Here is a 21,237-nt window from a genome sequence, read left to right on the forward strand (position 1 = left end):
TTTTTCACTTGTAAACAAGAAGTTACCCTTCGAGTATGCAAATTTTGCAATATTTGACAGTTAATTATCAAACAAACCGGAAATGATTAAAAAACTTCACCTCTATCTATTTGTAGCAGGTGCACTTGTATCTATGAATACATCTGCACAGGATGCTATCAATTATCAAAGTCCACCGAAAGAAATCTCGGAATTGCTTCTTGCAAAACCTACCCCTAGTGTTAGCATTGATGGTAAGGCTGAGTGGGTGCTATTTAGTGAGCGCAACTCTTACCCCTCTGTTGAAGAGCTGGCCATGCCAGAATACCGTATTGCAGGGTTAAGATTAAATCCTAACAATTATTCTCCGAGCAGGCAGAATTTTATTAATAATTTCAGTTTAAAGAATATTAAATCCAGCCAGACTTTTCAGGTGGCAGGCTTGCCATCCCCGCTTTATGCAGGAAATCTCATTTGGAATCCATCAGAAAACAAGATTGCTTTTACAAACACAACACAGAAGGGTGTTGATCTTTACATTATTGATATTGCAACTAAAAAAGCAACAAAAATCAATAAGGCTTACTTAAACACGGTAATGGGAAGTGGTTTAACCTGGTTGAACGATCAAACGATTATTTATCGCGCTGTAACAAAACCTGCCAGTACAGCCCCCAAAAGACCACTGGCACCTAAAGGGCCAACCATACAACAAAATCTTGGCAAAGCATCTCCAAGCGTAACTTATCAGGATTTGATTAAATCTCCTTTTGATGAGGAGCTTTTTGAATTCTTTGCCACTTCACAGCTTGTAAAAAATACAAATGGCGTAGAAAGTTTGATCGGCAAGCCCGCTATTTATGCCAGAGTAACCCTATCTCCAGATAAAAGCCACATGATGGTGGAAACCATTCGCAAACCTTTTTCTTACCTGGTTACCGCATACGGATTTCCATCCACAGTTACTGTTACCGATTTGAATGGTAAAATCGTTAAAACCATTGCAGAATTACCTTCATCGGAGGTATCTCCATCCGGATATGACAATTTACAAAATATTGCCAGAGCATTTGACTGGAGAGATGATGAACCAGCAACATTAATATGGTCAAAACCTTTAGATAGCGGTCTGATTAAAAATAATGTTCCTTTTCATGATGCTGTATATTCTTTAAGTGCACCGTTTACGGGCACGGAAAAGGAAATATTTAAAACTCAAACACGTTTCAGGGGGATACAGTGGGGAGACGCCAATCTTGCACTGATAACTGAAGGTTTACGCAGCAAGCAAACAAGTAAGGTGAGCAGGTACAATCCATCTACTGGCGATATTGAAGAACTTTACAGCCGCAACCAAACCGATGCCTATGGAAATCCGGGATCGCCAGTGACGACAAGAAACAAATACGGCCGGCAAGTTGTGCATACTGTAGACAACGGTACAAAACTATTAATGAACAATATAGTCGGTTCATCAGAGAAAGGTGATTTACCTTTTCTGGCAAAATTTGACCTTAATTCCAAAAAGAATGAAATCATCTGGAGAAGTGCTGAAGGGACTTACGAATACGTTAGTGATGTAATTGATCCGCAAAAGCTGGTTTTATTAACACGTAAAGAAAGTCAAAAACTTGTTCCAAATTACTATATTAAAAATCTGGTACTGAGGATTGCTGACCAGCCCATTACCAGCTTTCCAAATCCCTACCCCTCTCTGGATGGAATAAGTAAAGAAAAAATATCGTACAAACGTGCCGATGGAGTCGACTTAACTGGTGATTTATATTTACCTAAAGGGTATAATAAAGATAAAGACGGCCCATTGCCAACGCTAATATGGGCTTATCCACGCGAATTTAATTCAGCAGCAGATGCGGCACAAATCCGGGGATCCAAAGATAAGTTTACCGCCATCTCCTGGGGTTCTCCGATTTACTGGGTAACCAGAGGATATGCTGTATTGGACAATGCAGAAATGCCAATTGTTGCCAAAGATGGTAAGAAACCAAATGATACCTTCGTCGAGCAATTGAGCTTAAATGCAGAGGCTGCAATAAATAAACTTTCTGATTTAGGAGTAGGTGATAAAAAAAGAATGGCGGTTGGAGGGCATAGCTACGGAGCATTTATGACTGCAAATTTATTAGCGCATACTAATTTATTTGCAGCAGGAATTGCCCGCAGCGGAGCATATAACCGTACATTAACTCCTTTCGGCTTTCAGAATGAAGACCGTACCTACTGGCAGGTTCCTCAGCTTTATTATGAAATGAGTCCATTTAGTTATGCCGATAAAATCAAAACTCCGTTATTATTGATTCATGGCGACTCTGATGACAACACCGGAACATATCCTATCAACAGTGAGCGTTTATTTGCTGCAATTAAGGGGGCAGGCGGAACTGTAAGGTTTGTTTTTTTACCATACGAAGCACATGGATACCGTGGTAAAGAGAACATTCTTCATACCCTTTGGGAACAAGACCAATGGTTGGAGAAATATGTAAAAAATAAAAAATAACGAACATTGCTGCGCAACATAATGCCCCTTGAAGGGGCATTTTTTTTTATTAATGATATCAATTGATTAAAAGAAGATTGGAATAGGTTCCTTTTAAGTACTTTTAAGCCATCATTACTGAACATTGGTTATTATAATTTGTTATTGAGATATGGACTACATCGATTACTATAAAATTCTCGATTTAAAGAAAGATGCAACTACCGACGATATCAAAAAAGCGTATAGAAAGTTAGCCCGTAAACACCACCCCGACCTGAATCCTAACAATGAAGAGGCTAACAAGAAGTTCCAGCAAATCAATGAAGCAAATGAAGTATTAAGCGATCCGGAAAAACGCAAGAAATACGACAAATATGGTAAAGACTGGCAGCGGGCCGACCAGCTGGATGCGCAGGAACAACAGGGCAGACAATATCGTACAGGCGGTAGCGGATATACAGGAAATGACTATTCAGGGGGATTTGGAGGTGAAGACTTTTCAGATTTCTTTTCATCAATGTTTGGTGGAACAAGAGGACGAAGTAGTAAAAACTCACCATTTAAAGGACAGGATTTAAATGCCGACTTACAGCTTAATATTCTGGATGCCTATAAAACGCACAAACAAACCTTAACGGTAAATGGCAAACAGGTTCGGATTACGATCCCAGCAGGCGTTGAAAATGGCCAAAAGATTAAATTACCAGGTTATGGAGCCGCAGGAGTAAACAATGGTCCTCCAGGAGATTTATATATCAAATTTAATATTACTGATCACCCCAGGTTCAAAAGAAAAGGAAACGACATTTATATTTTAGAGGAAATTGATCTTTACACAGCTATTTTGGGTGGTGAAAAGATTGTTGAAACCTTGAATGGAAAAGTTAAACTTAAAATCCCGGAGGGTACTCAACCTGACACCAACCTAAGACTTAAGGGGAAGGGATTTCCTGTTTATAAGAAAGACAATGTATTTGGCGACCTGTATATAAAATGGCAGATCAAAATACCTACTGATCTTAACGCTGAGCAGAAAGAATTAATTGAAAAACTTTCTAAAATGTAAGTACCATGGAAACCCACTTCATTGCAATTGACGAAATATGCGCACATCACCATATCGAAATTAAATACATTGAATCACTGGAGGATTTTGGATTGATCCAAACTATTGTTGTGAAGAAAGTTGCCTGTTTAGCATCATCTGAGCTTTCTAAACTTGAACATTATCTTCGTTTGACCAATGATTTAGGTATTAATATGGAAGGCCTACATGCGATATCGCACCTGTTAGATCAAATTGGCCATGTGGAAAATGAAATGAATGCGCTTAGGAACGAATTAAACTATTATAAGCAGATGTACAGGTTAGATTAAACAATCGTTTGTGCAATAATTTAGGCAATTACTTAACCTCAATACACAATTAATTAAAGATTTGTTTCTTAAATTGGCGTTCTAATTTCTAAAATATGAGCGATTTGTCTTCAAAATTCATCGAAAAAATAAAATCATCCTATGCCCCTACAGGCTCATCTATTTATTTAGGTGCCGGAATTTTGGAAGGGCAGGTTTACAGTGATGCTGAAGTAAACCTCTCGTTGAAAATGATGAACAGACATGGCTTAATTGCCGGTGCAACAGGAACTGGAAAAACCAGAACCTTACAGTTACTTGCTGAACAACTTTCTGATGCTGGTGTTCCCGTTTTCATGCTTGATGTTAAGGGTGATTTATCAGGGCTGCATCAGGCTGGCGCCGTAAATCCAAAAATTGAAGAGAGATCTCAACAACTGAACAAATCCTTCAATGCATCGGGATTTCCAGTGGAAATTTATTCTTTATCAGGTAAAAACGGGGTACAAATGCGTGCTACTGTTCTTGAATTTGGACCGACTCTCTTATCAAAGATTTTAGATTTAAACGATACCCAGGCTGGTGTAATGACGGTTATATTTAAGTATGCTGATGACAATAAATTGCCTGTTATCGACTTAAATGATCTAAAAAAACTATTATCATACTTATCAGACGGTGCAGGTGCAAAAGAAATCAAAGAAAGCTACGGAGCCATTTCAAGTGCGACATCAGGAACAATGCTTAGAAAAATTGTTGCAATAGAACAGCAAGGCTTAGGTGGAATGTTTGGCGAGAAATCATTTGATGTTGAGGATTTGTTTGAAAGAATTGATGGAAAAGGAACAATCAGTTTACTAAATATTGCAGATGTGCAAAATCAACCCGTTTTGTATTCAACATTTTTACTGAGCCTTTTGGCCGAATTATTTAATACAATGCCCGAGGTTGGTGATTTGGATAAACCGAAATTTGTTTTCTTTTTTGATGAAGCACATCTTTTATTTAAAAATTCTTCGAAAGCGTTTCTTGAGCAGATTGAAACCATAATCAGGTTAATAAGGTCGAAGGGAATCGGGGTATTCTTTTGCACGCAGGCGCCGACAGATGTACCTGAAAGCGTTCTGGGCCAGCTTGGAAACCGAATTCAACATGCTTTAAGAGCTTTTACGCCAAATGACGTTGACGCACTGAAAAAAACAGTAAATACTTATCCAAATTCTGAGTTTTATGAGATTGATAAAGTATTAACCTCATTAGGAACTGGTCAGGCTTTGATCACAGTACTCAATGAGAAAGGGATCCCCACAGAAGTTTCTGCTACCATGCTGACGCCTCCGCGTGCAGTAATGGGGCCTTTAACTGTAGATGAATTTGATCAATTGGTTCACGCGAGCCCCCGATTCGCAAAATATAAAGATACGCTCGATCCTGAAAGTGCCTATGATATTCTCACGAAGAGAATAAATGAGCAGACCCTTGAAGCCGAACAACAAAAAGCCCAGATTGAAACTCAAAAACAAGAACAACAAGCGAGTAAAGAAAAAGGAGGGAAAAGCCTGATCGAAGAAGTGATGGGTGCTACAATTACCCGTCAGATCGGGAAAGAGATTGTTAGAGGCATTTTTGGCATGCTCACAGGTAAAAAAACCAGAACAAAAAGTGGCGGTGGCCTGTTTGGATTGTAAACGTGTTTTGCAATTTCAATAGTGCAAAATACCTATACGATAATTAATTCTTAAAATACTATTTTCGCAATATGAATGTAAGGTGATAAATGTTTATCATCAGCATTGTCATCTTTACAAGTAAATTAACAGTAAATGAAACCAACTTTATTGATTTTGGCTGCAGGAATGGCCAGCCGTTATGGAAGCATGAAACAGATTGATGGCTTCGGCCCTAACGGAGAAACCATTATCGACTACTCAATATACGATGCAATTAATGCCGGCTTTGGCAAAGTTGTATTTATCATCAAGGAAGAATTTGTAGATAATTTTAAATCTATATTCGAACCCAAACTTAATGGCAGAATTGAAACGGAATACGTTTTTCAAAACTTTGATTTGAAGCAATTCGGAATTGATCAGGAGATTTATCGTGAGAAACCCTGGGGAACTGCACATGCCATTCTATCTGGAAGAAATGTGATTAAAGAGCCTTTTTGCGTAATCAATGCGGATGACTATTATGGTTACGATGCATTTAAAAAAATGGTTGACTTTTTAACCACCGAAGTTTCAGATAGCAATTATTCAATTATAGGGTATCAGATTGGAAAAACGCTATCTGAATTTGGAGCTGTTTCTCGTGGAGTATGTAAAGTAGATGCGTCAGGCAATCTGGAAGAAATTGTAGAGCGTACAAAAGTTTATCCAAAGGAAGATAAGATTTTTTATGAGGAAGGTGGCGAAGAGTTTCCATTGAGTTTTGAAACACCAGTATCCATGAACTTTTGGGGATTTACACCTTCGGTATTTAAAATTACTGAAAAGCTGTTTTTTGAATTTGCATTGGCAAATCAGGACAAACCGAAAGCTGAATTTTTTATTCCGTTAATTGGCGAAAATTTAGTGCGAACTGGTGAAGCAAGCTTCAAAGTTGTGCCCACATCTAATAAATGGTTTGGTGTAACATATAAAGAAGACAAGCCTTATGTTCAGGATAGTATTGATCAACTGATCAAGAATGGGGCATATCCGGAAAAATTATGGAGCTAAACTTAGACTCTGAAGTTTTAAACGCATACGGATTCAATAATGAGGATCTGAATATTATACAAATAGGTACGGGCTTAATCAACCGTACTTATTTGCTTTCACAAGGTATTTCGGAGAAAAAATACATTCTTCAGAATATTAACACACTCGTTTTTAAAAATCCGCAGGCTATTGCGGATAATCTCAGATTAATAGCGAACTACCTTTTAACGGCGTATCCTGATTATCTTTTTATAAAACCAATTCCTACATTAAATGGGGAGGAAATGTTCTTTTTCCAGAATGAGTACTGGAGAATGTTACCATATGTTCAGGAAACTGTTTCCCTGGATGTATTAACCGAACCCCAACAAGCTTACGAAGCCGCTAAACAATTTGGTAAATTAAGTCGGCTGCTTGACCAGTTTGACGCTTCTAAACTTGAGCCTACAATCGAAGGATTTCACGACCTTGAATTGCGATATGAACAATTTCAAACGGCTTTAAATACAAGCTCAGAGAGTCTAAAACAGCAGGCTCAAAACGAGATTAATGATGCAATTACTCATCGTTATATTCTTGATTATTTCCAGACCTACATTCTTCGTTCTGACTTCCCCGACAGGGTAATGCACCATGATACTAAAATTAGTAATGTACTTTTAAATGCTCAAAATAATGAGGGAGTTTGCGTAATTGATTTGGATACCATAATGCCGGGTAAATTTATATCGGATTTGGGCGACATGATGCGGACATATCTTTGTGCATTCAGTGAAAATGAAACTGATTTAAATAAAATAAAAATCCGTCTGCCATATTTTGAGGCAACAATTGAGGGATATTTATCTGAAATGAAACACATTCTTACTCCAACCGAAAAAGAGTTAATATTATTCTCCGGCAAGTATATTATCTACATGCAGGCCTTACGATTTCTGACTGATTTTTTAAATGGAGATAAATATTATCCTACCACCTATCTGATACAAAACCTGAATCGTGCAAAAAATCAGTTCAGGTTATTGAGTGATCTCACTTCGAGGGAAAAAGAGCTACAGGATATCATCGAAATGCATTTAGATTAACTGAATAAAACATAAACCGAAATGAATATTGAGGTTAAAAGTTTAGTTCGCATTATATTTTTCAAACACAAAGCACATCTTATTTGGTCGAAAAGTGTGACATAACAGATTGCTGTAAACGACAAAAGCGTTTCTGAAACTAATCAGAAACGCTTTTTTATTTATGGTCTTGCAACCGGTAAGCATCAGATGAAAAGATTTATTTCTCTTCTTTCACTTCTTCGAAATCAACATCAGTTACGTTATCGCCGCCACCTTGAGGCTGACCATCAGCTTGTGGTTGTTCGCCACCTTGAGGCTGTCCGCCATCTTTGTACATTTCTTCAGAAGCTACATTCCACGCCGCTTGTAATTCAGCAGAAGCTGCATCAATATCTGCAAAGTTACGTGATAAGTGTGCTGCTTTCAATTTCTCTAAACCAGCTTCTATTGGCGCTTTTTTATCAGCAGATAATTTATCGCCAAACTCTTTTAATTGTTTTTCAGTAGAGAAGATTAAAGCGTCAGCTCCGTTGATTTTATCAGCTTCTTCTTTTTGCTTAGCATCATCCGCAGCATTAGCTTCAGCTTCTTCTTTCATTTTTTTGATCTCAGCATCGGTTAAACCTGAAGATGCTTCGATACGGATTTTTTGCTCTTTGCCAGTTGCTTTATCTTTCGCACTTACGTGTAAGATACCGTTCGCATCAATATCGAAAGATACTTCTACCTGAGGCACACCACGAGGTGCTGGTGGAATACCATCTAAAATGAAACGACCAATTGTACGGTTTTGACCAGCCATTGGGCGCTCACCTTGTAAAATATGGATTTCCACTGATGGCTGGTTATCAGCTGCAGTTGAGAAAGTCTCCGATTTTTTAGTTGGGATAGTTGTGTTTGACTCAATTAATTTAGTCATTACACCACCCATAGTTTCGATACCTAATGATAAAGGTGTAACGTCTAATAACAATACATCTTTCACATCACCAGTTAATACACCACCTTGAATAGCCGCACCAATTGCTACAACCTCATCAGGGTTAACACCTTTACTTGGCTCTTTACCGAAGAAAGCTTTAACAGCGTCCTGAATTGCAGGAATACGGGTTGAACCCCCTACCAAGATAATTTCATCGATATCGCTTGTGCTTAAACCAGCGTTTTTCAAAGCAGATTTACAAGGCTCGATAGTACGTTTAATTAAGCTATCAGCCAATTGCTCAAATTTAGCACGAGATAATGTACGTACCAAGTGTTTAGGGCCACTCGCATCAGCAGTAATGTACGGTAAGTTAATTTCAGTAGAAGTTGTGCTAGATAACTCAATTTTAGCTTTTTCAGCAGCTTCCTTTAAACGTTGTAAAGCCATCGGATCTTTTGCAAGATCCATGCTGTTTTCTGATTTAAACTCTTCTGTTAACCAGTCAATAATAATATGGTCAAAGTCATCACCACCTAAGTGCGTATCACCATCAGTGGATTTCACTTCGAATACACCGTCACCTAATTCTAGAACAGAAACATCATGTGTACCACCACCACAATCAAAAACAACTATTTTCATGTCTTTGTGTGCTTTATCTAAACCATAAGCTAAAGCAGCTGCAGTGGGCTCGTTAATGATACGTTTTACAGATAAACCTGCAATTTCGCCAGCTTCTTTTGTAGCCTGACGCTGTGCGTCGTTAAAGTAAGCAGGCACAGTAATAACTGCTTCGGTAACTTCCTGACCAAGGAAATCTTCAGCAGTTTTTTTCATTTTTTGAAGAATCATTGCAGAAATCTCCTGTGGAGTATATTTTCTGTCATCGATTTCAACGCGAGGTGTATTGTTATCACCTTTAACAACTTTATAAGGTACACGTCCAGCTTCTTTCGCACTTTCGTCGTAGCTGTTACCCATAAAGCGTTTGATCGAATATATCGTTTTTGTTGGGTTGGTAATAGCCTGACGTTTAGCAGGCTCGCCAACTTTACGCTCACCGTTTTCTGCAAAAGCAACAATAGACGGTGTAGTACGTTTACCCTCACTGTTTGCGATAACTACAGGCTCATTGCCCTCCATTACGCTTACGCAAGAGTTTGTTGTTCCTAAGTCTATTCCAATAATCTTTCCCATTGTATTTTTATTTTCTCTTTTTAAAGTATTATAATTTCTACTCCTGTTAAACAATGCTTGTGCCAATTGGTTTTTGGCAGAGAATAAGCTTAAAAGACTGATAAAATGTTAAAAAACAAAGCTCATATTACTGACAGCATGACAGAAAGTGGAATATGTAAACGCTTAAGCTTTAACAGACAATTCGAAAACGATAGTTGGAAACCCGTTGAATCGGGTAAAAAAAGACTTTGTTAAATCAGGGAAGAAAAATACCAATTAATATATAACTAAAGTTTCTATCTTTAAATACCAAACTCAAACCTATGCAACTTGCAGCTCAAATTCTTATCGGAATCATTGCCATTATCCATATTTATATCCTTTGGCTGGAAATGTTTGCATGGACAACGAAAGCACCAAAAGTTTTCAAAACCATACCAAAAGATTTATTTGAGCCAACCAAGACATTGGCTGCAAACCAAGGGCTATATAATGGATTTCTTGCTGGCGGATTAATTTGGTCGCTCTGTATAACCGATCATCACTGGAAATTTTATGTTGCAATATTTTTTCTAACCTGTGTGATTATTGCGGGAATTTATGGTGCAGCGACAGCGAGCAAACGAATACTTTACGTGCAGTCTATTCCCGCATTGGTAGCGCTGATTTTGCTCCATTTGTAATTCAGGGCAAAATCCTGAACATGAGTTTTATTTGTGATTAAAGGTTTCCACTAACTCAAAGGATCACTTTTACAACTCTAATAATCTTTCAAGATGATGATAACCAATTCCGAAGTATGCTTTGCTTGCCTTAATTTTATCTTTAATTTCTTCCTGCCTCCCCTTTTCAGTCTTCGTATTTAAATTTTCTGTCCTTTTAGTACCAACAACGAGCACATTTTTTGGTGTATGTGCATCAGAGATAAACTCAAAAACCTTTGTTTTATAACCAAAATACTCTAAAATTAAAGCCCGGATTCCATCGGTCACCATTTCAGCCTGCCGTTCCAGGAAAATCCCATATTTTGTCAAAAAAGTAACGTCGTTATTCACTTTATTGTGTTCAATTTCCTTTCTGATCTGCTTGTGGCAACAAGGGGCAACAACAATTAACTCGGCATTGGCTTTGATACCTTTAAAAATGGCATCGTCAGTTGCAGTATCACAAGCATGGAGCGCAATTAGTAAGTTGATACCTTCAGCGTTATAATCCTCAATAGTACCCTGAATAAAATCCAGTTTATTAAAAGAAGATTTACTGGCCACATCATTACATAAATCAACCATATCCCTGCGATATTCAACGCCTGTCACCGCCGAATCTAATTTCAAAACTGAATGTAGGTAATCATATAATGCAAAAGTAAGGTAACCTTTCCCCGAGCCCATATCAGCGACCTTTTTTATCGTACCTTCTGGTAACTCTTTGATTAAAGAACTTAGAATCTCAACATAATGATTAATCTGCCTGAACTTGTCCTGTGCATTTTTGAAAACCTTTCCATCTGCATCTGTTATCTTCAAGTCCGTTAAGTAAGATTTAGCATCAGATTTGATCAACCTGGATTTCTCCTTATCATGATCTGTTGCTGGAAGCTCTTTGACAGACGCACTCGTTTCTCTTAAAACAACTTTTCCATTATTCAATTCTTCAATAATTAAATCTCTTCGGGTAGTAAACAAAGTAGCTATCTTAAACCCGTTGGAAATATAGCCGGCAATCAGGTCTATTCCGTCAGTAGCCAGGTAATTCTTTATAATATCTTTGGTTTTGTAACGAAACGTGATGGCTAGCTTTTCTTGATTCTTAATCAAAACCCTCCTCACCAATACCTGTTTTAGTGAATCTTCTGTTCCCTTATAATTTCCCAACGAAATCTTAACAAAGTTCCCGGTTGCTAAGCTATTCTGAAAAGCAGTAATGAATGTTTGAATATGTGTCGAAAAAGCCATACGAAAATTTAAAATACAAAGATAGCCCAAATTCCTTGCAGAAAAACTAAGTTAAAGGATTGTAACAATTGAGCGACTTTTTAAAAAGTACAATATCCTTAAACTGACAAACAATGGCTGTAAACGCCACAGAACTTCAATAGAGGTAATACGATTTAGGAATTACGGAGAATAGATTATCTGTAATAATTCCAAAAACAGTCTTATCTTTTAGATTTAAGAAAAAAAAGATAAATTAGGATAAACAAAACATCACAGCATAATTTCATGAACGATTTCCAGATTAAAAAATCACCTACAGTTTACGATGCCATTGTTGTTGGATCGGGAGCTGGAGGAGGCATGGCAGCGTATGTACTTGCCAACGCAGGTCAGAAAGTTTTAATGTTAGAGGCGGGCCAGTATTTTGACCCAAGATTAGACTCTCATCAATTGAAGTGGCCATGGGAATCCCCTCGCCGTGGCGCAGGAACGGTGCGTCCTTTTGGCGATTTTGATGCCTCTTACGGAGGTTGGGAGCTTGAAGGTGAGCCTTATACTCAAAAAAACAAGACCGAATTTGAATGGTTCCGCTCGCGTATGCTGGGTGGTCGTACCAATCATTGGGGTAGAATCTCACTAAGAATGGGGCCACAGGACTTTAAGCCTACCGATGGATTAACTGATTCATGGCCGATAACTTATGATGATGTTAAGCCTTTCTATGATAAAGTTGACAGAATGATTGGAATTTATGGCTCTGTAGAAGGTATAGAAAGTGAGCCAGATGGAATATTCATGAAACCACCGAAACCAAGATTGAATGAATTGTTTATAAAAAAAGGTGCCGAAAAAGCAGGTGTAAAAGTAATTACAGGCCGCGGAGCAGTGATGACCGAATCGATAAAAGGTAATAACGACCGTGCACCTTGCTTCTATTGTGGTCAATGCGGACGGAGTTGTAAAGTTTATGGCGATTTTTCAGCTTCCTCGTGCCTGGTAATTCCCGCAGTTAAAACCGGTAATTTAACTGTGATTACAGATGCGATGGTTAGAGAAGTAATTACAGATAAAGATGGTACGGCCAAAGGTGTTTCTTATGTAAACCGAAAAGATCTTCAGGAGTATCAGGTAACTGGAAAGTTGGTCATCTTGGGCGCCAGCGCGTGTGAATCTGCCCGGATACTCTTGAATTCGAAATCGTCAGCACATCCTGGCGGCTTGGCGAATAGCAGTGGTGTTGTAGGGAAATATTTACATGATTCTACAGGTGCGGGCGTTTATGGTTTTCTTCCGCAGCTAATGGACCGAAAACGCTATAACGAAGATGGATTGGGAAGTGTTCATATTTATTCGCCATGGTGGCTGGATAATAAAAAGCTTGATTTTCCCCGGGGATACCATATAGAATACGGAGGTGGAATGGGTATGCCATCTTACGGGTTTGGAGGTGGGGTTGCCAAAATAAATGGCTTAGTACCGGATAGAAACGGTAAAACAAAGGAGGCTGGAGGGTACGGAAAGTCATTAAAAGACGACTATCGCCGCTTCTACGGAACAAGTGTAGGCATGGCAGGTCGCGGAACAGCGATTGCAAGGAAGGATAATTATTGTGAAATAGACCCCAATATGGTTGACAAATATGGCATTCCCGTTTTAAGATTTAATTACACATGGGCTAAAGAGGAAATTCTTCAGGCCAAACACATGCAGGAAACCTTTCTTTCCATTATGAAAGAAATGGGTGCTATAGTTACCTCCGAAATTCACGGTGCCGACACTAATTATGGTCTCCTGAATCCAGGCAAGATTATTCACGAAGTTGGAACCATCCGCATGGGCGATGATCCCAAAAAATCTGCCCTGAACAAATACTGCCAGGCACACGACTGTAAAAACCTATTTGTGGTAGATGCCGGACCGTTTGTACAACAGGGAGATAAAAATGCTACCTGGACTATCCTCGCATTATCCATGCGAACTGCAGAATATATTTTAGCTCAAAAGAAAAAACAGAACATTTAACATGAACAGACGAGATTCCATAAAGGCTTTAGGTTTAACCGCCATAAGTACAACTGTACTTGTTGAAGCCTGCAAACAACCTGAAAATACTGCCGACAAACCTATTCCCGAAGAACCGAAAGCAGAAACGGGCAGAGAACAATGGGAAACAGACCGTGATAAAAAACTAAAAGCTGAAAAATATTTCGATGAGCATGAAATGGCAACCATCACCATTCTTGCAGACATTATTATACCTAAAGATGAGATTTCAGGAAGCGCTTCTGATGCGAAGGTTCCGGAATTTATTGAATTTATTGTTAAGGATATTCCTGAGCATAAAGTACCAATGCGGGGCGGACTAAAGTGGCTTGATATTTATTCATTTAACAAATTTGAAAAATCATTTGTCGAAGCTTCAGAAAGCCAGCGCATTTCCATTATAGATGAAATAGCCTATCCGAACAGGGCCAAACCTGAGGTTCAGCCTGGAGTAACTTTTTTTAACAGGATGCGTGATTTAACTGCATCAGGTTTTTACACAACAGAAATTGGGGTAAAAGATATTGGGTATGCAGGAAATGCGCCTAACCAATGGGAAGGTGTTCCTGCTGATGTACTAAAACAATACGGAATGGAGAATATTAAAATATAATAACAAACCATCATTACAGAGTGGCTTTATCAGCTGGCGAAGCAGTCTTAACACAAATAAGATTGCTTTGCCGCCGCTCTTCGCATGATGAATAGAGGAGTGTAAACTACTCCAGAATCAAAATCATACCCTTCCCTTTTTCAACAGGAATAGATTTTCCTTCTGGATAACTTCCTGAAGGCTGAAATTTATCAATATTCGGGGCGGAAATTTTTACCTTCGCAGCATCTAATCCCAGCTTACCCCAATCAATTGTCAGATTAACTTTTGTATCTGCCTCATCCCAACTCGCCAGTGCAACCATTGTTTTATTTTTCTGTTTATATACCGTTGCCAAAACTTTTGGATTATCTGTTTTTACCGGGCAATTATCACTCCAATAGCCTATCATTGCCGAACCTTTAATTCCAAAATCATCCCAGACCTTCCACAATGGCCTGGGGTCACTTTTATCAGACCAACCCAACCGGTTTGTCATACCGTAAATCATTCCGCGCCAGGGGTTGCCATCGTCCTGTAGCATTTCGCCCATCAAGCCAAATGGAATACCGCTTATTTCGGTCAAAAAGAAATCGGGTTTATTTTTTTCATAATCGAAATATTCTCCAAACCACAACCGGTTTAAATATGGAAAATGTTCCATGTAAAGGATGGCACTGTTATTAAAACCGTCGCTTTTATTATATTGATTAGCAGAATGCAGATCAATAATACCTGGGTGATTATTTTGAGTCAGGACACGTTTAATCCGTTTCATGGTAATACGGTCGAATGCTACGTCATCAAGATAAACGCCATCGATAGCAACATTATTAACCAGCCAGTTCATTCCCTCAACGTAATAGTTATGCCAGCGGTTCATGCCACTGTTTATGATCGCAGCATCCTTGATCTCCGGTACAAACCAGGCAGCAATGTAGTTTGAATCCAAATGTTCCTGCAACCAGCTAAAACCGCCACCTTTACCTGGCGAATAAACCTCGGTTCCCAAACTTCTCAAGGCGGGCCATTCATAGGCATGATTGGAAAGCTCGCGAACCGTATTGTAAATCTTAACTTTTAATCCTTTCTGATGTGCTTCATTAACGTACGATTTCATTTTTTTCCATTCAATAAACGGATAGTTTATCCAGGGGTTAACCGGTGTGGCATGATGTATATTTACTACGGTTGCACCAGTTGCTTTAATCGAATCAAGATCGCCGTATTTATGGTAAAAACGGTTATCCCACTGAAAATCGGTATCGAGTAAATGGAATGGGGTAATGAGCAGATTAAAATTATAATACAGCACCTCCCCTTTTTTCATTGTTCTCGCTCCGGTAAAATTATCTGCCAGCATCGAACTTCCTTTTACATTAATCTGAATTCCTCCTTTATTCTCATTACCCCATGATTTAGGTAATACTAAAGGCTTCTGAAGATAAAAATTGGTGTTCAAGGGCCTCACGTAGTTTTCATCCCTTAAGTTGTAATATAGGCCCACATTTACATTTCCTATCCATACAGCATCTTGATTTTTGTGTCCAACATCCCACTTCCACTGTACAGTATCGGGCCTTAATCCGCCTTTTTCACCCAGGCCCATCAAGTAGTTTGTAGAATTCTTATCGAAAGGGATATGGAAATTAATATTAGAAAAGCTAACATCTTTTAGAGCTTCAACTTTAACGCTATAATGAACATAACCATCAAATTCCAGCGATGCTTCAATATTCATCTTCAGGTTTTCTGAAGTATTACCGGCTACCCATTTAACTATTCCATCTTCCTTAGTAGTAATTTGCAGGCCAGCAGTGGTAAATTTCTCCTGTGTTTTAGGAGTGGTATAAAAATGAAAGTGTATCGGCTCGTATAAAATATTATTGGGTTTATCTGTATAATCCGTCATTTCGGAATTGAAATACGTCTGGATTTGTTTTGGAAAACCATCTGCATTAATTTCAAATTTCCTGCCCAGCAGGCAAATTACATTTCCGTTAACTTTTAAAGAAGTATAGGGTGCCACAACGGTATTGGCCTGTGCAAGTGTAGAATTCAGCCACGTTAAACGGGTCTGTTTCTCAGGCGTTCCTATCCCAGCATCTGCCAAAAGGTTATTAGCAACATTTAATTGTATATCGATTATCTTAGCGGCACCATTAGACTTTACCGTGAACTTACCTTTGTAAACTCCGGCAGGCATGTTTTTCGGAATGTTAACCGTAATCCAAAGTGGCTGAACATTTCCCTTATTTACAGTCACAACATTTGTTAAAGGCTTGCTGTCATAACCTGTTCCATTAGTGTTTATACAAGTAATATACTTTGAGGAAATGCTATTGCCTTTGGCAGACCTCAAATCGCCGAAACTAACTTTTACATCTGTTAATTGTTTTAACGCGTAAATGCCTAACTGAAAAGAATAATTTTCACCCCTACTTGCCGAACCTACAAAAACTTTTGACGGCCCCTGATGTATCCAGCGGTAAGGCAAATCCCTCTGCATCTTAACAGGAAACATTCTGTCCTCAGGAAACACCAGAAAGGGCTTATTAGGATACCTGGATACGAGAGCAGCTGTTTCCTTTGCAGTTGCGATAACCTCCATAGGGTAAAAGCTATTGAATGAATCAATTGACTGAATTTCTAAGGGGCTGGCGTTAATTGCAACCTTATCGCTCCCAGACAGTTTGATGTTGTTTGCCTTAAGATATGTACCTTTAGGATAGTTACTTCGCCCTTCGTTCTTATACGGCAGATAGTAAACATAATACTTACCATGATCAGGAGCCTCAAAATAGATATCAGCACTTTCCCTGCTGAAATTTTCAGTTCCTAATACCCTAACGTTTTTTCCTTTTTCATTCTGCACAATCATTCCCTTTAACCCGGGGTGCTCATCACGACGGCGCCAAAGAATTCTAGTATGCGCTACTTTGCCTACCCCCTTGAAAAAGATTACAACGCGGTGGTTACCCAACGAGTCAGGATTCCAGGCACCATTTCCATTGGTATATTTTAAAATCTGGGCGCTAACAGACAGTGAAGAAAAAAAAAGGAAAAGAAGAAAAAGCTTAAATTTCATTGCAATAGTATTTTAAGCTAATTTATAGATACATAGTCGAATTACTGCTATGTAATGAAAAAATGAAGCAAACGTTTGTCTGACTTTTGATTAAACGGAACAGGCCTAAAGCATAGACCCAAAAAAAAAGTCCTGCTCTTTCGAACAGGACCTTTCATTATAAGGTGAATAAATTTATTCTCCTTTTGCTTCTTCAGTAGCTTCCTCAGCAGCAGGTGCTTCAGTTGCAGCTTCTTCGGTAGCTTCAGCTTTAGGAGCAGCAGTTTTGCTTCTTCCACGACGAGTAGTTTTCTTCTCTTCTTTAGCTTCCGATTCTTTACCGTAAACTTCGTTATAATCTACCAATTCGATTAAAGCCATCTCAGCGTTATCACCTAAACGGTTGTTTAATTTAATGATACGAGTGTAACCACCTGGACGATTTGCAACCTTTTCAGCAATTTCACGAAACAAAATTGTTACCACCTCTTTATCTTGTAGATAAGAAAATACAATACGACGTGAGTGGGTAGTATCACTTTTAGATTTAGTGATAATTGGCTCCACATAACTACGTAAAGCTTTCGCTTTAGCTAAAGTAGTAACGATTCTTTTTGCTTTAATAAGTGAAGTAGCCATGTTAGCTAACATTGCTTTTCTGTGGCTGTCGGTTCTGCCTAAGTGATTAACTTTTTTACCGTGTCTCATTGTTCTTTGATTAAGTGCATACCGTCTCTGTCTCAGAGGGAATTATACACTGTTAAAAATTATTTATTTAACGTTTGGCGCTAGGCGCCCAACGTTTATTCTTCGTCTAACTTAAATTTAGACAGGTTCATACCAAATGACAAACCTTTTGATTTTACTAATTCCTGAATCTCTGTTAAAGATTTTTTACCGAAGTTTCTGAATTTTAACATATCAGCCACATCATAAGAAACTAAATCAGCTAAAGTACGGATGTCAGCAGCTTTTAAGCAGTTTAATGCCCTAACTGAAAGATCCATATCCACTAATTCAGTTTTAAGGATTTTACGCATGTGTAAAATTTCCTCGTCAACTTCTTTAGTTTCTTCTTTTGCCTGCGACTCTAATACTAAATTCTCATCCGAGAATAGCATAAAGTGCTGGATAAGAATCTTAGCTGCCTCTTTTAACGCTTCCTCTGGGTGGATAGAACCATCAGTTGAAATGTCTAATACCAATTTCTCATAATCCGTTTTTTGTTCAACACGGAAATTTTCAATGGTATATTTCACGTTTTTCATTGGTGTGTAGATCGAATCGATAGCGATTACACCTACCACAGCATCAGCAACTTTATTTTCTTCAGCAGGAACATAACCACGACCTTTATTGATCGTTAATTCAACTTCCAAAGTAACAGATTTATCCATATTGCAAATAACATGCTCAGGGTTTAAAACTGTAAAGTTGTTAGAGAATTTAGTAATATCACCGGCTTTAAACTGATCCTGACCGTTTACAATGATGAAAACTTTCTCAGCATCACCAGAATCACCAGTTTTCTTAAAACGCACTTGTTTTAAGTTCAAAATGATATCAGTTAAATCTTCCACAACACCTTTTATGGTAGAAAATTCGTGAGAAACGCCTGAAAAACGAATAGTAGTAATAGCATAACCTTCTAATGAAGAAAGTAAAATTCTTCTTAAGGCATTACCAATTGTTACACCGAAACCGGGCTCTAAAGGACGAAATTCAAATGTGCCATCGAAATCAGTTGATTTCTGCATGATCACTTTGTCTGGTTTCTGAAATGCTAAAATTGCCATTTATATTTTTTTAAATTCGTTATTGAATATATAGTAACAAGAAAAAAGTTAATTACCCTTTCGAGGTAATTAACTATCTTATTTATTACTTTGAGTATAACTCGATGATTAAGTTTTCCTTAATGTTTTCAGGAATCTCGTCGCGCTGAGGATAAGTTAAGAACTTACCAGTTAACTCGCTAGCATTCCATTCTAACCAGGCAAACTTATTGATTGTTCTGCCTGCAACAGAGTTACTAATTGATTCTAAAGATTTAGATTTTTCACGAACCGCCACAACATCACCTGCTTTTAACTGGTATGAAGGGATATTTACAACTTCGCCATTCACAGTAACGTGTTTATGGCTAACTAACTGGCGTGCACCAGAACGGGTTGTTGCAATACCTAAACGGTAAACTGTATTATCTAAACGTGCTTCTAACAATTGAAGTAAGTTATCACCTGTGATACCAGCACGTGAAGAAGCTTTTTTAAACAAGTTACTGAACTGCTTTTCTAATACACCATAAGTATATTTTACTTTTTGTTTCTCCATTAACTGGATTGCATACTCAGATTGTTTTCCTCTTCTTTTAGACACACCGTGTTGTCCAGGAGGATAATTTTTTCTGTCTAATACCTTATCAGGACCGAAGATTGGTTCTCTGAATTTACGGGCAATTTTTGATTTGGGGCCTGTATATCTTGCCATTTTTTTCTGTTTTTAAAGTATCATCCAACCTGTAGCTGGAGATTCTTAGCTTTAAAATTAATTAAACTCTTCTCTTTTTAGGAGGACGACATCCGTTGTGAGGAAGCGGCGTAATATCTTTGATAGATGTTACTTCGATACCTGCTACTTGCAAAGTTCTGATTGCAGATTCACGACCTGAACCAGGACCTTTTACAAAAACCTCAACTTTACGTAAACCTAAGTCAAACGCAACTTTACCGCAATCTGAAGCTGCTTGACCAGCTGCATACGGCGTGTTCTTTTTAGAACCTTTAAAGCCCATTTTACCAGCAGACGACCATGAAATAGTCTGTCCGTTGTTATTGGTTAATGTAACGATGATGTTGTTGAAAGTAGCATTGATATGCGCCTGACCGACAGGCTCAATTACAACGATACGTTTTTTTGTTACTTTTTTACTCTTAGCCATTTTATCTTTTAGATTTTAGATATGAGACTTGAGATATGAGACTTTCTCTATCCCGATACTCAGTATCCTACTTTTTCTCTTTTATTCCAGATTTGAGCAGATGATAAAGACATGGTTCCCACATCTTGAATCTCACATCTCATATCTATCAATTATTACTTAGTAGCTTTTTTCTTGTTAGCAACTGTTTTTCTCTTACCCTTACGAGTACGTGAGTTATTTTTAGTACGCTGACCACGAGAAGGTAAACCTTTTCTGTGACGTAAACCACGGTAACAACCAATATCCATTAAACGCTTGATGTTTAACTGAACCTCTGATCTTAAAGCACCTTCTACTTTAATTTCATCATTGATCATTGTACGGATTGCTGATAACTCATCATCAGACCAGTCCTGTACTTTTTTGTTTAGATCGATACCTGCAGTAGTTAAAATACGTTGTGCAGTAGTTCTACCAATACCATAGATATAAGTTAAACCAATCTCTCCTCTTTTGTTTCTTGGTAAATCAATACCTGAAATCCTTGCCATATTTCTTTATTTTTTTAAGTAATTCCGAACGGCGGGCCACCGTTGTACGGTACATTACAATATTTTTTAATTACCCCTGACGTTGCTTATACTTAGGATTTTTCTTGTTGATAACGTAAAGTTTACCTTTACGGCGAATAATCTTACAATCAGCGCTACGTTTTTTAATTGATGATCTAACTTTCATTTTATTTGTATCTATAAGTGATGCGTCCCTTTGTTAAATCATAAGGAGACATCTCTAGTTTTACTTTGTCACCAGGAAGAATTTTGATGTAGTGCATCCGCATCTTTCCTGAAATGTGGGCAATAATCTCGTGTCCGTTCTCAAGTTCTACCCGGAACATCGCATTTGATAATGCTTCCCTTATTACTCCGTCTTGTTCAATTGAGGCTTGTTTAGCCATATT

19 protein-coding genes are annotated in these 21,237 nt (G+C 38.2%); 9 read left to right on the forward strand and 10 right to left on the reverse strand.

Going from position 1 to position 21,237, the window contains the following annotated elements:
* Positions 1-82 precede the first annotated feature (82 nt).
* The 6 genes from AC570I_RS10890 (at position 83) to AC570I_RS10915 (ending at position 7,628) form a co-directional block, all read left to right on the forward strand.
* Entirely contained in the window at positions 83-2,500 is a 2,418-nt protein-coding gene (locus AC570I_RS10890) for an alpha/beta hydrolase family protein (RefSeq protein ID WP_497405464.1), read from the forward strand.
* Positions 2,501-2,651: 151 nt separating this feature from the next.
* Positions 2,652-3,548: a DnaJ C-terminal domain-containing protein gene (locus AC570I_RS10895; protein ID WP_497405465.1), complete on the forward strand. Its 897-nt coding sequence runs from the start codon at positions 2,652-2,654 to the stop codon at positions 3,546-3,548.
* A 5-nt stretch (positions 3,549-3,553) separates the two neighbouring features.
* Complete coding sequence (locus tag AC570I_RS10900; RefSeq protein ID WP_497405466.1) at positions 3,554-3,859, forward strand: chaperone modulator CbpM; 306 nt, start codon at positions 3,554-3,556, stop codon at positions 3,857-3,859.
* 95 nt (positions 3,860-3,954) lie between these two features.
* Positions 3,955-5,526, forward strand: a complete 1,572-nt coding sequence (locus AC570I_RS10905) for a helicase HerA-like domain-containing protein (RefSeq protein ID WP_497405467.1) — start codon at positions 3,955-3,957, stop codon at positions 5,524-5,526.
* A gap of 135 nt (positions 5,527-5,661) precedes the next feature.
* Entirely contained in the window at positions 5,662-6,561 is a 900-nt protein-coding gene (locus AC570I_RS10910) for a nucleotidyltransferase family protein (RefSeq protein WP_497405468.1), read from the forward strand.
* Positions 6,552-7,628 carry a phosphotransferase enzyme family protein gene (locus AC570I_RS10915; RefSeq protein ID WP_497405469.1) on the forward strand — a complete coding sequence of 359 codons (1,077 nt, stop codon included), beginning with the start codon at positions 6,552-6,554 and terminating at the stop codon, positions 7,626-7,628. Before AC570I_RS10910 ends, AC570I_RS10915 begins: the two co-directional genes overlap by 10 nt.
* Before the next feature lie 199 nt (positions 7,629-7,827).
* Here AC570I_RS10915 and dnaK read toward each other — a convergent pair whose 3' ends face one another.
* Positions 7,828-9,732 (reverse strand): molecular chaperone DnaK, encoded by a 1,905-nt coding sequence (gene dnaK / locus AC570I_RS10920; RefSeq protein WP_497405470.1) that lies wholly within the window; start codon positions 9,730-9,732, stop codon positions 7,828-7,830.
* Positions 9,733-10,037: 305 nt separating this feature from the next.
* Between dnaK and AC570I_RS10925 the strand changes: the two genes are divergently transcribed.
* Positions 10,038-10,397: a DUF1304 domain-containing protein gene (locus AC570I_RS10925; protein ID WP_497405471.1), complete on the forward strand. Its 360-nt coding sequence runs from the start codon at positions 10,038-10,040 to the stop codon at positions 10,395-10,397.
* A 69-nt stretch (positions 10,398-10,466) separates the two neighbouring features.
* Here AC570I_RS10925 and AC570I_RS10930 read toward each other — a convergent pair whose 3' ends face one another.
* The gene (locus AC570I_RS10930; protein ID WP_497405472.1) at positions 10,467-11,669 is read right to left on the reverse strand and encodes a class I SAM-dependent methyltransferase; all 1,203 of its coding nucleotides are present in this window, start codon (positions 11,667-11,669) and stop codon (positions 10,467-10,469) included.
* 267 nt (positions 11,670-11,936) lie between these two features.
* On the opposite strand from AC570I_RS10930, the gene AC570I_RS10935 reads away from it, so the two are divergent.
* Entirely contained in the window at positions 11,937-13,673 is a 1,737-nt protein-coding gene (locus AC570I_RS10935; RefSeq protein ID WP_047798759.1) for a GMC family oxidoreductase, read from the forward strand.
* Position 13,674: 1 nt separating this feature from the next.
* On the forward strand, positions 13,675-14,307 hold the full coding sequence (locus AC570I_RS10940; protein ID WP_497405473.1) for a gluconate 2-dehydrogenase subunit 3 family protein: 633 nt from the start codon (positions 13,675-13,677) through the stop codon (positions 14,305-14,307).
* Positions 14,308-14,413: 106 nt separating this feature from the next.
* On the opposite strand, the gene AC570I_RS10945 is transcribed toward AC570I_RS10940, so the two are convergent.
* The 8 genes from AC570I_RS10945 to infA form a co-directional block, all read right to left on the reverse strand.
* Positions 14,414-17,374 carry a glycoside hydrolase domain-containing protein gene (locus tag AC570I_RS10945; protein ID WP_497405474.1) on the reverse strand — a complete coding sequence of 987 codons (2,961 nt, stop codon included), beginning with the start codon at positions 17,372-17,374 and terminating at the stop codon, positions 14,414-14,416.
* A 174-nt stretch (positions 17,375-17,548) separates the two neighbouring features.
* A complete protein-coding gene (gene rplQ, locus AC570I_RS10950; RefSeq protein WP_497405475.1) occupies positions 17,549-18,061 on the reverse strand; it encodes a 50S ribosomal protein L17 in 513 nt (170 codons plus the stop codon).
* Between the two features lie 95 nt (positions 18,062-18,156).
* Positions 18,157-19,149, reverse strand: coding sequence for a DNA-directed RNA polymerase subunit alpha (locus AC570I_RS10955; RefSeq protein WP_047798763.1), 993 nt, complete (start codon positions 19,147-19,149; stop codon positions 18,157-18,159).
* An 85-nt stretch (positions 19,150-19,234) separates the two neighbouring features.
* Positions 19,235-19,843 carry a 30S ribosomal protein S4 gene (gene rpsD, locus AC570I_RS10960; protein ID WP_010599884.1) on the reverse strand — a complete coding sequence of 203 codons (609 nt, stop codon included), beginning with the start codon at positions 19,841-19,843 and terminating at the stop codon, positions 19,235-19,237.
* A gap of 61 nt (positions 19,844-19,904) precedes the next feature.
* Positions 19,905-20,294 (reverse strand): 30S ribosomal protein S11, encoded by a 390-nt coding sequence (gene rpsK, locus AC570I_RS10965; RefSeq protein ID WP_010599885.1) that lies wholly within the window; start codon positions 20,292-20,294, stop codon positions 19,905-19,907.
* Positions 20,295-20,449: 155 nt separating this feature from the next.
* On the reverse strand, positions 20,450-20,827 hold the full coding sequence (gene rpsM / locus AC570I_RS10970) for a 30S ribosomal protein S13 (RefSeq protein WP_010599886.1): 378 nt from the start codon (positions 20,825-20,827) through the stop codon (positions 20,450-20,452).
* 70 nt (positions 20,828-20,897) lie between these two features.
* Complete coding sequence (gene rpmJ / locus AC570I_RS10975; RefSeq protein WP_010599887.1) at positions 20,898-21,014, reverse strand: 50S ribosomal protein L36; 117 nt, start codon at positions 21,012-21,014, stop codon at positions 20,898-20,900.
* A gap of 1 nt (position 21,015) precedes the next feature.
* Positions 21,016-21,234 (reverse strand): translation initiation factor IF-1, encoded by a 219-nt coding sequence (gene infA / locus AC570I_RS10980; RefSeq protein ID WP_010599888.1) that lies wholly within the window; start codon positions 21,232-21,234, stop codon positions 21,016-21,018.
* Positions 21,235-21,237: the final 3 nt, after the last annotated feature.

It is taken from the genome of Pedobacter sp. A2324 (assembly GCF_059693705.1).

Coding starts and splice junctions, on each gene's coding strand:
- AC570I_RS10890 (WP_497405464.1), top strand. CDS start 83: ATGATTAAAAAACTTCACCTCTATCTATTTGTAGCAGGTGCACTTGTA.
- AC570I_RS10895 (WP_497405465.1), top strand. CDS start 2,652: ATGGACTACATCGATTACTATAAAATTCTCGATTTAAAGAAAGATGCA.
- AC570I_RS10900 (WP_497405466.1), top strand. CDS start 3,554: ATGGAAACCCACTTCATTGCAATTGACGAAATATGCGCACATCACCAT.
- AC570I_RS10905 (WP_497405467.1), top strand. CDS start 3,955: ATGAGCGATTTGTCTTCAAAATTCATCGAAAAAATAAAATCATCCTAT.
- AC570I_RS10910 (WP_497405468.1), top strand. CDS start 5,662: ATGAAACCAACTTTATTGATTTTGGCTGCAGGAATGGCCAGCCGTTAT.
- AC570I_RS10915 (WP_497405469.1), top strand. CDS start 6,552: ATGGAGCTAAACTTAGACTCTGAAGTTTTAAACGCATACGGATTCAAT.
- dnaK (WP_497405470.1), bottom strand. CDS start 9,732: ATGGGAAAGATTATTGGAATAGACTTAGGAACAACAAACTCTTGCGTA.
- AC570I_RS10925 (WP_497405471.1), top strand. CDS start 10,038: ATGCAACTTGCAGCTCAAATTCTTATCGGAATCATTGCCATTATCCAT.
- AC570I_RS10930 (WP_497405472.1), bottom strand. CDS start 11,669: ATGGCTTTTTCGACACATATTCAAACATTCATTACTGCTTTTCAGAAT.
- AC570I_RS10935 (WP_047798759.1), top strand. CDS start 11,937: ATGAACGATTTCCAGATTAAAAAATCACCTACAGTTTACGATGCCATT.
- AC570I_RS10940 (WP_497405473.1), top strand. CDS start 13,675: ATGAACAGACGAGATTCCATAAAGGCTTTAGGTTTAACCGCCATAAGT.
- AC570I_RS10945 (WP_497405474.1), bottom strand. CDS start 17,374: ATGAAATTTAAGCTTTTTCTTCTTTTCCTTTTTTTTTCTTCACTGTCT.
- rplQ (WP_497405475.1), bottom strand. CDS start 18,061: ATGAGACACGGTAAAAAAGTTAATCACTTAGGCAGAACCGACAGCCAC.
- AC570I_RS10955 (WP_047798763.1), bottom strand. CDS start 19,149: ATGGCAATTTTAGCATTTCAGAAACCAGACAAAGTGATCATGCAGAAA.
- rpsD (WP_010599884.1), bottom strand. CDS start 19,843: ATGGCAAGATATACAGGCCCCAAATCAAAAATTGCCCGTAAATTCAGA.
- rpsK (WP_010599885.1), bottom strand. CDS start 20,294: ATGGCTAAGAGTAAAAAAGTAACAAAAAAACGTATCGTTGTAATTGAG.
- rpsM (WP_010599886.1), bottom strand. CDS start 20,827: ATGGCAAGGATTTCAGGTATTGATTTACCAAGAAACAAAAGAGGAGAG.
- rpmJ (WP_010599887.1), bottom strand. CDS start 21,014: ATGAAAGTTAGATCATCAATTAAAAAACGTAGCGCTGATTGTAAGATT.
- infA (WP_010599888.1), bottom strand. CDS start 21,234: ATGGCTAAACAAGCCTCAATTGAACAAGACGGAGTAATAAGGGAAGCA.